At 70.6% G+C, this 12,326-nt stretch carries 11 protein-coding genes; 8 read left to right on the top strand and 3 right to left on the bottom strand.

The genetic code is table 11. From position 1 onward, the window contains the following. The 7 genes from ruvC to NNL39_RS12070 all read left to right on the top strand — a co-directional run bounded on the left by ruvC (position 1) and on the right by NNL39_RS12070 (position 7,868). On the top strand, positions 1-588 hold the full coding sequence (gene ruvC, locus NNL39_RS12100) for a crossover junction endodeoxyribonuclease RuvC (protein WP_255160952.1): 588 nt from the start codon (positions 1-3) through the stop codon (positions 586-588). Beyond that, entirely contained in the window at positions 585-1,220 is a 636-nt protein-coding gene (ruvA, locus tag NNL39_RS12095; RefSeq protein WP_255159528.1) for a Holliday junction branch migration protein RuvA, read from the top strand. The genes ruvC and ruvA overlap by 4 nt, the downstream gene beginning before the upstream one ends. Then, entirely contained in the window at positions 1,217-2,233 is a 1,017-nt protein-coding gene (gene ruvB / locus NNL39_RS12090) for a Holliday junction branch migration DNA helicase RuvB (protein WP_255159527.1), read from the top strand. Before ruvA ends, ruvB begins: the two co-directional genes overlap by 4 nt. A 99-nt stretch (positions 2,234-2,332) precedes the next feature. Continuing rightward, on the top strand, positions 2,333-2,713 hold the full coding sequence (locus NNL39_RS12085; protein ID WP_255159526.1) for a preprotein translocase subunit YajC: 381 nt from the start codon (positions 2,333-2,335) through the stop codon (positions 2,711-2,713). Between the two features lie 74 nt (positions 2,714-2,787). Further along, positions 2,788-4,533 (top strand): protein translocase subunit SecD, encoded by a 1,746-nt coding sequence (gene secD / locus NNL39_RS12080; protein ID WP_255159525.1) that lies wholly within the window; start codon positions 2,788-2,790, stop codon positions 4,531-4,533. Then, on the top strand, positions 4,530-5,540 hold the full coding sequence (gene secF / locus NNL39_RS12075; protein WP_255159524.1) for a protein translocase subunit SecF: 1,011 nt from the start codon (positions 4,530-4,532) through the stop codon (positions 5,538-5,540). Before secD ends, secF begins: the two co-directional genes overlap by 4 nt. 72 nt (positions 5,541-5,612) lie before the next feature. After that, entirely contained in the window at positions 5,613-7,868 is a 2,256-nt protein-coding gene (locus NNL39_RS12070) for a RelA/SpoT family protein (RefSeq protein WP_255159523.1), read from the top strand. Here NNL39_RS12070 and NNL39_RS12065 read toward each other — a convergent pair. The 3 genes from NNL39_RS12065 to NNL39_RS12055 all read right to left on the bottom strand — a co-directional run bounded on the left by NNL39_RS12065 (position 7,847) and on the right by NNL39_RS12055 (position 10,730). After that, positions 7,847-8,416: a hypothetical protein gene (locus NNL39_RS12065; RefSeq protein WP_255159522.1), complete on the bottom strand. Its 570-nt coding sequence runs from the start codon at positions 8,414-8,416 to the stop codon at positions 7,847-7,849. The genes NNL39_RS12070 and NNL39_RS12065 overlap by 22 nt on opposite strands. A gap of 198 nt (positions 8,417-8,614) precedes the next feature. Then, entirely contained in the window at positions 8,615-9,847 is a 1,233-nt protein-coding gene (locus NNL39_RS12060) for a DUF349 domain-containing protein (protein ID WP_255159521.1), read from the bottom strand. A gap of 112 nt (positions 9,848-9,959) precedes the next feature. Then, positions 9,960-10,730, bottom strand: coding sequence for a peptidylprolyl isomerase (locus NNL39_RS12055; RefSeq protein ID WP_255159520.1), 771 nt, complete (start codon positions 10,728-10,730; stop codon positions 9,960-9,962). Between the two features lie 120 nt (positions 10,731-10,850). On the opposite strand from NNL39_RS12055, the gene NNL39_RS12050 reads away from it, so the two are divergent. After that, a complete protein-coding gene (locus NNL39_RS12050) occupies positions 10,851-12,197 on the top strand; it encodes a replication-associated recombination protein A (protein WP_255159519.1) in 1,347 nt (448 codons plus the stop codon). Positions 12,198-12,326 lie beyond the last annotated feature (129 nt).

Here is a 12,326-nt window from a genome sequence, read left to right as displayed (position 1 = left end):
CTGCGGGTGCTCGGCGTCGACCCCGGTCTGACCCGCTGCGGGGTCGGCATCGTCGACATCGAGCCGAATCGCCGCGCCACCCTCGTGGCCGTCACGGTCATTCGCACGCCACCCGAGCTCGCGCTCGAACGCCGGCTTCTGGCCATCGGCGACGAGCTCGCGGCACTGCTCGACGAGCACCGTCCACACGCGGTGGCCCTCGAGCGCGTCTTCGCGCAGCACAACGTGAGCACCGTCATGGGCACGGCGCAAGCGAGCGGCGTCGTGCTGCACGCCGCCGCCGCCCGCGGTCTCGCCGTCACCTTGCACACGCCGACCGAAGTCAAGGCCGCCGTCACGGGCCACGGCGGCGCCGACAAGAAGCAGGTCACGGCGATGGTGCAGCGCATTCTGCGACTGGATGCTCCGCCGACGCCTGCGGACGCCGCTGATGCCCTGGCGCTCGCGATCTGCCACGGCTGGCGCGGCGGCGCGAGCCCGGCCGCGCGGGTCGCGGGGGAGGCGCCGACCGGCGCCGCGCCGACCCCCGCGCAGCAGGCGTGGCGCGCGGCCGAGAAGGCGACGCGCGCCCGTAGGCTCGACGGGTGATCGCCAGCCTGCGGGGAACCCTCATCGTCCTCGCGGGAACGCGCGTCGTGATCGACGTCGCCGGGGTCGGATACGCCGTCGCGGTGACTGAGCGCCACGCACGCGAGCTGCGCGTCGGCGACAGCGTTCGCCTGCACACTGCCCTCGTCGTGCGCGAGGACGACATGAGCCTCTACGGCTTCGCCGATGAGATCGAGCTGGGCCTTTTCGAACTGCTGCGCACGGTCTCGGGCGTCGGCCCCAAGTCGGCCCTGGGCGTTCTCGGCGAGATGACACCCGACGCGATCGCCCGTGCCATCGCCGCCGACGACGACGCGCCGTTCCGCGCGGTGAGCGGCATCGGGCCGAAGACCGCGAAGCTCATCGTGGTCTCGCTCGCGGGCAAGCTCCTGGCGCCCGTCGGCACCGCCCCCGTCGGGAGCCCCGCCGCGCCGGCCGCCGTCACCGCCTCGCTCGCCGCGGCGCTCACGGGGCTCGGCTGGCCCGAGCGCACCGCGCTCGACGCCGCCGCGCAGGTCGTCGAGGCCGACCCCGATGCCGCGACGACCGGGCTCGCGGTGCTGCTGCGGCGCGCGCTGAGCATCCTGGGACCCGCTCGCGGGCGGTCTGACGGAGCCGGAGGGGGCTCATGACCGACGAGGTGCTGCGCCCGACCCCCGAATCGGATGCCGAGCTCGCCTTCGAGGGCGCGTTGCGGCCGCAGAGCCTCGCCGAGTTCGTCGGTCAGCAGAAGGTGCGCCGCCAGTTGCAGCTGCTGCTCGAGGCCGCGGGCCTGCAGAACCGCACGCCCGATCACATCCTGCTCGCCGGCCCTCCCGGGCTCGGCAAGACGACCCTGGCCATGATCGTCGCGCACGAGGGCCGTCGCCCGCTGCGCATGACGAGCGGGCCCGCGATCCAGCACGCGGGCGATCTCGCGGCCGTGCTGTCGTCGCTCGTGCCGGGCGAGGTGCTGTTCATCGACGAGATCCACCGCATGGCGCGATCGGCGGAGGAGATGCTCTACCTCGCCATGGAGGACTTCCGTGTCGACATCATGGTGGGCAAGGGGGCGGGGGCCACGAGCATCCCCCTCGAGCTCGCTCCGTTCACGCTCGTCGGCGCCACGACCCGCTCGGGGCTGCTGCCGAATCCGCTGCGCGACCGCTTCGGATTCACCGCCCACCTCGAGTTCTACGAGCCGGAGGAGCTGCACCAGGTGCTCGTGCGCGCCGCACGCCTGCTGACGCTGGCGATCGACGAGGATGCGCTGGCCGAGATCGCGCGCCGCTCGCGCGGCACGCCCCGCATCGCCAACCGGCTGCTGCGCCGGGTGCGCGACTACGCTCTCGTGCACGGCGGAGCGGCGGACCGCACCGCGGTGCGCGCCGCCCTCGAGCTGTACGACGTCGACGAGCAAGGACTCGATCGTCTCGACCGCGCCGTGCTCGCGGCGATCGTGGAACGTTTCGACGGTGGGCCCGTCGGGCTCTCGACCCTCGCCGTGTCGGTGGGGGAGGAGGCCGAGACGATCGAGGCGGTCGTCGAGCCGTTCCTCGTGCGCACGGGCCTGCTCTCGCGCACGCCCCGCGGTCGCGTCGCCACAGCCCGAGCCTGGGCCCACCTCGGCCACCCGCCACGGCCGACCGGGGCCGATGACCTATAGTTATCGCTGGCCCTCGACCGAGCATCCGCTCGTTGACCGGCCCCGGCGCCCCGGCGCAGATCGCTGAGATCTCCCGAACTCCTGAAAGGCAGTCCCCTCATGGACCCGTTGACCATCGTCATGCTGGGCGTGCTCGCCCTGCTGATCTTCTTCATGTTCCGCAACTCCCGCAAGCGCAAGCAAGACCTGGAGCTGCTGCAGGAGAAGATGGTGCCCGGCGCCGAGGTGATGACCAACTTCGGTCTCTTCGGCACGCTCGTCAGCATCGACGAGGAGGCCAACGTCGCCACCATCGAGACGAGCCCCGGCAGCACCGTGCGCGTGCACCGCCAGACCCTCGCCCGCGTCATCGAAGACGATGTCGCGCTCGAGGAGGAGGCTTCGGAGGAGATGGTCGCCGAGGGCGCCCCCGTTCTCAACGAGTCGAGCCTCGACGCTCCGGCCGAGAAGCCCAAGCGCACCAAGAAGACCGAGAGCTAGACCCCACCGCTTCCCGCGCGCTGCGCGCCGCTCTGCGGCGTGCCCGCCCTCCCCGGCAGAAATGAGTACCTGAGGTGGCCAGAACTACCACCGAGCGCAAGGCCATCCGTTCCCTCGTGTGGCTGCTCGTCATCATCATCGCCCTCATCGCGGCGAACGGGGCGAGCGTGCTCTTCAACAACGGCCAGTGGACTCCGAAGCTCGCTCTCGACCTCGAGGGCGGCACGCAGATCACGCTCAGCCCGCAGCTGTCGAGCGGCGAGGCGGTGACGGCGGAGCAGCTCGAGCGCGCCGTCGCCATCATCCGCCAGCGCGTCGACGCGAGTGGCGTCAGCGAAGCCGAGATCAACACGCAGGGAAACCAGAACATCGTCGTGTCGATCCCGGGCGAGCCCGACGACGAGACGCGCGAGCGCATCTCGAGCTCGGCGAAGCTCGAGTTCCGCCCGGTGCTGGTCGCCGATCTGCCCTCGAACTCGACGATCGGCGAGGAGGGCGCGGAGGATCCGACGACCGACCCCTCGGCCTCGCCCAGTGCCGAACCCAGTGCCGAACCCAGTGCCGACCCGACTGCCGAGCCCACGCCGAGCGCGAGCCCGACCGATGCGAGCGATCTGGCCTGGATCACGCCGGAGCTGCAGGAGCAGTTCGACACCTTCGACTGCGCGACTGTCAACGCGATCGGCGCCAACGTCGCCCCCGCTGATGAGCCGCTCATCACGTGCGAGCAAGACGGCTCGATCAAGTACATCCTCGGTCCCGTCGAGGTGGCGGGCGAGCGCATCGCGGATGCGCGGGCTGGCCTCATCTCGTCGCAGACGGGCGTCACCACGAACGAGTGGGGCGTGTTCATGGAATTCGACGCCGAGGGCACCGCGCAGTTCCGCGCCGTGACCGAGCGGCTCGTCGCCCTCGTCGGCGTGCAGAACCAGTTCGCGATCGTGCTCGACGGCAGCGTCATCAGCGCTCCGCGCACGATCAGCGCGATCACCGACGGCCGGCCGCAGATCAGCGGCAACTTCACGGAGGAGAGCGCGCTGACGCTCGCCGACCAGCTGAAGTTCGGCGCTCTGCCGATCGGCTTCGAGATCCAGTCGAGCGAGAACATCAGTGCGACGCTCGGCGTCTCGCAGCTGCAGAGCGGCATCATCGCCGGCATCGTCGGCTTGATCCTCGTGGCGTTCTACGCCTTCTTCCAGTACCGCGCGCTCGGCGGCGTCGTGCTCGCCTCACTCATCGTGGCCGGCATCGTGACGTACCTCATCATCACGTACCTCTCGAACCAGCAGGGTTTCCGTCTGTCGCTCGCCGGCGTCGCCGGTCTCGTGATCTCGATCGGCGTCATCGCCGACTCCTTCATCGTGTACTTCGAGCGCATCCGCGACGAACTGCGCGACGGGCGCAGCGTCGACGGGGCGGTCGAGGCGGGCTGGAAGCGCGCCTGGCGGACGATCCTCATCAGTGACGTCATCAACTTCCTCGCGGCAGCCGTGCTGTTCGTGCTCGCGGTCGGCAACGTTCGCGGCTTCGCCTTCACGCTCGGCATCACGACGATCGTCGACCTCATCGTGGTGGCGTTGTTCACGCACCCGCTCATGCAGCTGCTCGCCCGTACGCGGTTCTTCGGCAGCGGTCACCCGCTCAGCGGGCTCGACCCGCAAGCGCTCGGAGCCGTGTACCGCGGTCGCGCACAGTTCCGCGCCCCGGTGGGTGTCACGAGCACCAAGGTCGCGAGCAGCAGTCGCGAGGCGCAGAAGCGGCAGACCATCGCCGAGCGAAAGGCCGCCGAGTCGAGCGGCGAAGGGAAGGGTTCGCGATGAGCAAGCTCACGCAGTTCGGCAACGACCTCTACACCGGGCAGCGCTCGTTCGACTTCGTCGGGCGCCGGAACACCTGGTACATCATCGCGGCCGTCTTCGTCCTCCTCGCGATCGGCTTGACGGCCCTCCGCGGCGGATTCGTGTTCGGCATCGAGTTCCGCGGCGGTTCGGAGTTCCGCGTGCAGAGCACCTCTGTGGTCGAGCAGGGAACCGCATCCGCGACCGCGATCGCCGACGAGGCGGTCGCCTCGGTCGTTCCGGGCGCGAACCCCCGCGCCTCGATCGTCGGGGGCGACTCGGTGCGCGTGCAGACCGAGCAGCTCACCCCCGCTCAGACGGAGGAGGTGCGCGCCGCCCTCGCAGAGGCCTACGGTGTCGCCGAGTCCGACGTCAGCTCCTCGTTCATCGGTGCCACCTGGGGTGCCGACATCACGCGCCAGGCGATCATCGCCCTCGTGGTGTTCCTGCTGCTCGCGAGCCTCGTGCTTGCGGTGTACTTCCGCACCTGGAAGATGTCACTCGCCGCGATCATCGCCCTCTTCCACGACCTCATCATCACCGCTGGTGTGTACGGAGTCTTCGGGCTCGAGATCACGCCCGCGGCCGTCATCGGCTTCCTCACGATCCTCGGCTACTCGCTCTACGACACGGTCGTCGTCTTCGACAAGGTGCGCGAGAACACGAGCGAAGACGGCGTGGAGTCGCGCCGCACGTTCGCGCAGTCGGTGAACCTCGCGGTCAACCAAACCCTGGTGCGCTCGATCAACACGTCGATCGTCGCGGTGCTGCCGACGGCGTCGATCCTGTTCATCGGCTCATTGCTGCTCGGCGCGGGAACCCTGCGCGACATCGCGCTCGCGCTCACGGTCGGCACGATCGTCGGCACCTACTCGTCGATCTTCCTCGCGGCCCCGCTCTACGTGCACCTGCGTCAGAACGAGCCGGAGCTCAAGAAGCAGGGCACGCGTCCGCGCGTCGCGCGCACCGAGTCGGGCGCGGTTCGCTGAGTCGCGGCTCCCGCATCCCCTCGTCGGCCGGCCGGACCGCCACGCCGTAGAATCGACGTGGAGGGCGCGCGGATGACCGACACGACGCAGCAGAGCAGTGCGTCCCTGCGCGCGCTGCTGCCGCGCATCTTCTCGCGCTCGCAGTCGGGGGGAGCGCTCGAGAAGCTCGTCCGCACGGTGCGGGCGCAGCACCCCAAGGCCGATCTCGCGCTCATCGAGCGCGCGTACCAGGTCGCCGAACGCGCCCACGAGGGCCAGACGCGCAAGAGCGGCGAGCCGTACATCACGCACCCGCTCGCGGTCGCTCAGATCCTCGCCGATCTCGGCATCGGCGCGAAGACGATCGCGGCCGCCCTCCTCCACGACACCGTGGAGGACACGGGCTACAGCCTCGACGAGCTGCGGCGCGACTTCGGCGACGAGATCGCCATGCTCGTCGATGGCGTGACGAAGCTCGACAAGCTCAAGTACGGCGACAGCGCGCAGTCCGAAACGGTGCGCAAGATGATCGTCGCGATGTCGAAAGACATCCGTGTGCTCATCGTCAAGCTCGCCGACCGCTTGCACAATGCCCGCACGTGGGGCTTCGTCGAGAGCGCCTCGGCCCAGCGCAAGGCGCAAGAGACCCTCGACATCTACGCGCCGCTCGCGCACCGACTCGGCATCCAGACGATCAAGTGGGAGCTCGAAGACCTGTCGTTCGCCGTGCTGCAGCCGAAGATCTACGTCGAGATCGAGAGCCTCGTGCGCAACCGCACGCCCGAACGCGAGGCCTTCGTGCAGCAGGTCATCGACGCGGTGAAGGACGATCTCCGGCAGTCGAAGATCAAGGCCGACGTCAAGGGGCGACCCAAGCAGTACTACTCGATCTATCAGAAGATGGTGCACCGCGGCCGCGATTTCGACGAGATCTACGACCTCACGGGCGTGCGCATCCTCGTCAACTCGATCCGCGACTGCTACGCCGTGCTCGGTGCCGTGCACGCGCGCTGGAACCCGATGCCGGGCCGCTTCAAGGACTACATCGCGACGCCCAAATTCAACCTGTACCAGTCGCTGCACACGACCGTCTTCGGCCCGGGCGGGCGCCCTGTCGAGCTGCAGATCCGCACGCACGAGATGCACCAGCGCGCCGAGTTCGGTGTCGCCGCGCACTGGAAGTACAAGGAGCGCATGGCGGGCTCGAGCCGCGGCGAGGCCGGCACCGAGCGCTCCGACACCGACATGGCGTGGCTGGCCCACATCTCCGACTGGCAGGCCGAGACGAGCGACCCGACCGAGTTCCTCGACAACCTGCGCTACGAGATCGGCGCGAAGGAGGTCTACGTCTTCACCCCGCAGGGCAAGGTCATCGGCCTGCCCGCGGGCGCGACGCCGGTCGACTTCGCCTACGCCGTGCACACCGAGGTCGGGCACCGCACGATGGGGGCGAAGGTCAACGGGCGGCTCGTGCCGCTCGAGACCGTGCTCAACAGCGGCGACTCGGTCGAGGTCTTCACGTCGAAGAATCCGGATGCGGGCCCGAGCCAGGACTGGCTGAACTTCGTCACGAGCACGCGCGCGCGGTCGAAGATCCGCCAGTGGTTCACGAAGGAGCGCCGCGACGAGGCCGTCGAGCAGGGCAAGGACGCGATCGCGCGCGCCATGCGCAAGCAGAACCTGCCCCTGCAGCGCCTCATGTCGCAAGACGCGGTCGCGCACGTCGCCTCGCAGCTGCGCTACGAGACGGTCGAGTCGCTCTATGCCGCCGTCGGCGAAGGCCACGTGTCGACCCAGTCGGTCATCGAGAAGATCCTCGCCGCGCTGCACGTCGAGGCCGAGAGCGACGACGAGCCCTTCAGCGTGCCGACGCGCGGTCGCACGCCCGTGCGCACGAGCGACTCCGGCGTCCTCGTGCGCGGGGCCCCCGATATTCTCGTCAAGCTCGCCAAGTGCTGCACACCCGTTCCCGGTGACGGCATCGTCGGTTTCGTCACGCGCGGCCAGGGCGTGAGCGTGCACCGCGCCGACTGCAGCAACGTGCAGTCGTTGTTCACCGAGCCCGACCGCATGATCGAGGTCGAGTGGGCACCGACCGCGAAGAGTGTCTTCCTCGTGCAGATCCAGGTCGAGGCCCTCGACCGCAGCGGGCTGCTGAGCGACGTGACGCGCGTGCTCTCCGAGCACCACGTCAACATCCTCTCGGCGAGCGTCAGCACCTCGAAAGACCGACTGGCCCTCAGCCGCTTCGTCTTCGAGATGGGCGATGTCACGCACCTCGACCGCGTGCTCAATGCCGTTCGGCGCATCGACGCCGTCTACGACGTCTACCGCGTCAGCAACGGGTGATCGGTCGCCGCGGCGAGGGCGGCCAGCAGTCGCGCCCGCGCGGGGCGCACGAACGACAGACTCGGGCGGCGCGCGAGCGCGGCGTCGAGCTGAGCTCTCGTGACTCCGTGCGCGCGCAGACCTGCCGCGAGCAGGGCGACGATGTGCGCATCGTGGTCGTGCCGAGCCAGGTCGAGCAGAGTGCGCAGGGGCGCGGTCACGGGCACCGCGCCGAGCATCCGCAGCTCATCGGCCTCGATGACGACCTCGCGGGCCCGCAGCCGCCGCCGATCGGGCGAGGGGATGCGCGCCTGGATCGAGACGCACGTGGACACGACCGGCGGCGGGGGCGCCCACCCCCACACCCAGGCGGCACTGCGGTCGGCGATGACCACACGGTCGTCGATGAGGGCCGGGGCGAGCGACGCGGCGCGCTCGCGGGCGGTCAACGGCGCATCGATCGGCAGGAACCCATCGCCGAGCGCGACGAGCTCGCCGTCGAGCACCGCGCAGCGCCACTCGCTCGCGCTCACGAGCGGTCCGGGGAGGATGAGAGAGGCAGGCACCATGCGGGGGAGTGTGCACCCTCGCGGTCGTTCGTGGGCGCCCAGCGCGGTTGCTGTGGAGAACCCGCGGGCGACCACGACCGCAGAGCCTATCGCCGGCCTGCAGTCGGCCGCGCTCAGCCCCCGGCCGCGCTCCGCCGTCACCAGCGCTCAGGCGTCAGCAGCGCTCAGGCGTCAGCAGCGCACAGGCGTGAGTAGCGCTCAGCGGTCGACAGCGCTCAGCCAGGCGCGGCGCGCCTCGAGAGCTTCGGTGACCTCGGCGATGCGCTTGGAGTCCTTCGCCGCCGTCGCCGCGGCGAGATCGGCCTCGAGCCCGGCGATCGCCTGCTCGAGCTGCGCGGCGAGCCCCTCCGAGCGCGCCTTCTTCTCGGGGTCTGAGCGATTCCAGTGCTCCTCTTCGAGCTTCTTCACCGCGAGCTCGATCTGGCGCATGCGGTCTTCGACCACCTTCACCTGGTCGCGCGGCACCTTGCCCGCGGCGTCCCACTTGCGCTGGATGTTCGACAGCGTCGCGCGCGCCTGCACCCGGTCGGTCGCGGTGAGCAGGGGAGCGGCTTCGTCGAGCAGGGCCAGCTTGACAGCGAGGTTGCCCGCGAACTCCTCGTTCTCACGCGCGTCAACCTCGGCCTTGGCGGCGTAGAGGGCGTCGCCTGCGGCCTTGAACTGGGCCCACAGCGCGTCGTCGACCTTCTTGCCGGCGCGCCCGGCGAGCTTCCACTCGTCGAGCAGGCGGCGGTAGGCGGGAATGCCGCCGGTGCCCTGCGAGGCGAGGGCGACGGCCTTGTCGATGAGCGCCTGCTTGCGGGCGCGCACCTCCTTGTGCTCGGAGTCGAGCCCGGCGAAGAAGGCGCGGCGGTGGGTCTCGACCGTCGTGCGCGCGGCACGGAACCGCTTCCAGAGGTCGTCGGCCTGCTTCTTGGGCAGTCGCGGTCCGTTCGCCTGGTGGTCCTTCCAGCGCGAGAACAGGGCGTCGAGCTCGCTCGAGGCCTGCTTCCACTGCACCGACTGCGGGTCTTTCGCGGCGAGTGCCTCGGCCGCTTCGACGATCGCGGTGCGCTCGGCGACCGCGGCCTCGGTTGCGGCGGCGGCCTCGGCCTTCTGCTCCTCGGTGAGCTTCTCGACGGTCTCGGTGAGCGCCCCCACCCGGGCTCGCAGCGCCGCGATGTCGCCGACGGCGGCCGGGGCCTCGAGCGCGGCGGTCAGGGTCGCGACGGTCTTGGCGACGTCGGCGGCGGGAGCGCCGGCCTTCGCCCGCTGCTCGAGGAGGCGCACCTGGCCCTCGAGCTCGACGTACTTGCGGGTGAAGTACGTGAGCGCCTCGTCGGGCGTCCCGTCGGGGTACTGCCCGACCGCGCGCTCGACACCCGCGTCGGTGACGTACACGGTGCCGGTCTCATCGACCCGGCCCCAGGGGCTCTTCTCGTTCGCTGACACGTCTGCTTCATCCTCATCGAGTGCGCACGCGCGCGGCAGTGTCCGCGCGGTTTTTCAGCATATGGCACGGTCGGCGGCACGGCTCGGGCCGGGGCCCTGCCGCCGCTGATCGCTATTGGATCGTGATGCCCGAGATGACCGTCGGCACGGCCGGTGCGCCGTCGGGCGCACCACCCTCGACGCCCGCGGCCACGACGTCGGCGATCAGGGCATCCAGGCCGCTCGTGATGCGGCCCATGATCGTGTACCCGCCCGCGGCGTCGGCCGGGATCGTCGACTCGTCGTAGACGATGAAGAACTGGCTGCCCATGCTCGCGCCGTCGCCACCCTGGCGGGCCATCGCGATGACGCCCGTCGTGTAGACGTCGTCGAGCGGCGGGTTCTCGATGGGGCCGAAGCGGTACTCGGGGCCGCCGGTGCCGTCGCCGTTGGGGTCGCCGCACTGCAGCACGAAGATGCCCTGGGTCGTGAGGCGGTGGCAGCTGAGACCGTCGTAGAAGCCGCTCTGCACGAGGCTCGCGAACGAGGCGACGGCCTGCGGTGCCGCGAGCCCGTCGAGTTCGTATTCCAGCTCGATTCCCTCGTTGAGGGTCATGGTGCCGGTCCACGTGCGGAACTCGCTGAGCGCGGGGTCGGGGGCGACCGCTGCGGGGTCGGTCGGCGCGGGACTGGCGCTCGCGACGGGCTCCGGCGTGCCCGGTCCGGCCGTGAAGTAGACGATCTGTGCGGTCGCGGCCAGGGCTCCGACGACGACGATCGCGAGCACCCCGACGAGGTTGTCGCGCTTGCGGCGAGCGGTCTTGGTCTCGTGCACGGTCTGACGCGCCTGGTAGCGGCGCAGGCGGTCCTGCGTCTCGCGGTTGTTGGCCGATGCGGCTGCCACTGCTCCTCCATCCGACGGCGGACGCCGTTCGTGCGGCCGCGCCGCAGTGAACTCTAGTCGAGCACTCCCGCCCGGTGCGCGCGCCCGGGTCGGGTCGGGGCGGGCCAGTAGCCTGGGGGCATGGATGCTCAGCCGGGCCTCGGCAGCGCCGCGGTTCCCCTCGCCGTGCGCATGCGGCCGACGCGCCTCGACGAGGTCGCCGGTCAGCGGCATCTGCTGGGGGCCGGATCCCCGCTCGTGAGCCTCGCGAGCGACGATCCCGGCCGTGCCCCGAGCGCGGTCTCCGTCATCCTCTGGGGCCCGCCCGGCACGGGGAAGACGACGCTCGCGCAGGCGATCGCGCGCTCGAGCGGCCGGCGGTTCGTCGAGCTGTCGGCAGTGACGGCCGGGGTCAAGGACGTGCGCGAGGTCATGGAGCGCGCTCTCGCCGACCGCGATCTGTACGGCACGTCGACCGTGTTGTTCCTCGACGAGATCCACCGATTCACGAAGGCGCAGCAGGACGCGCTGCTGCCGGGCGTGGAGAACGGCTGGGTGATCCTCATCGCGGCAACGACCGAGAACCCCTCGTTCTCGGTCATCGCGCCGCTGCTGAGCCGCAGTCTGCTGCTGACGCTCGAGGCGCTCAGCGATGACGACCTCGGTGTGCTCGTCGACCGCGCGGTCATCGATCCGCGCGGCCTCGCCGGTCGGGTCGAGCTCGAGCCAGCGGCGCGCGAGGCCATCGTGCGGCTCGCCTCGGGCGACGCGCGGCGGGCGCTGACCGCGCTCGAGGCCGGGGCCCAGTCGGCTGCGGCGGGCGGGGAGACCCGCGAGGGGCATCCCGTCATCTCGGCGGAGATCGTCGCTGCGGCCGTCGATCGGGCGCTGCTGCGGTACGACAAGCAGGGCGACGAGCACTACGACGTCATCAGCGCCTTCATCAAGTCGATCCGGGGGAGCGATCCCGATGCCGCCTTGCACTACCTGGCCCGCATGATCGAAGCGGGGGAGGACCCGCGGTTCATCGCCCGCCGCGTCATCATCTCGGCGGCAGAAGACATCGGCACGGCCGACCCGCAGGCCCTGCCCATCGCCGTCGCCGCGGCGCAGGCCGTCCAGCTGATCGGCATGCCCGAGGGGCGCATCCCGCTCGCGGAGGCGGTCGTCTACCTGGCGACGGCACCGAAGTCGAACGCCGCCTACGTCGGCATCGACGCCGCGATCGCCGATGTGCGCGCGGGCCGGCTGGGCCGCGTGCCGAAACCGCTGCGCGACGCCCACTACCCGGGCGCGAAGCGGCTCGGGCACGGCAAGGGATACGTGTACCCGCACGACGAGCCCGTCGGGGTGGCCGAGCAGCAGTACCTGCCCGATCCGCTCGTCGGCACCGAGTACTACCAGCCGACCGAGCGCGGGCACGAGCGCGAGATCGCCGCCCGCCTTGCGAAGCTGCGCGCGATCACCCGCGGGGATGCGGCCGACTGACGAGCGCGCGCCCCGGCTCTGGTAGGCTTGCTCGGCCCGTCAGATATGGGCACACCCTCCCTCGAAGCTTCCACCGAAGCGCCTCGGCGTGCGTTCGGACCGGACGGAGCGGTGTACGCCCGTGAGCCG

It is taken from the genome of Microcella humidisoli (assembly GCF_024362325.1).
GTDB lineage: Bacteria > Actinomycetota > Actinomycetes > Actinomycetales > Microbacteriaceae > Microcella > Microcella humidisoli.
This window is presented reverse-complemented; position numbering and strand designations above follow the sequence as displayed.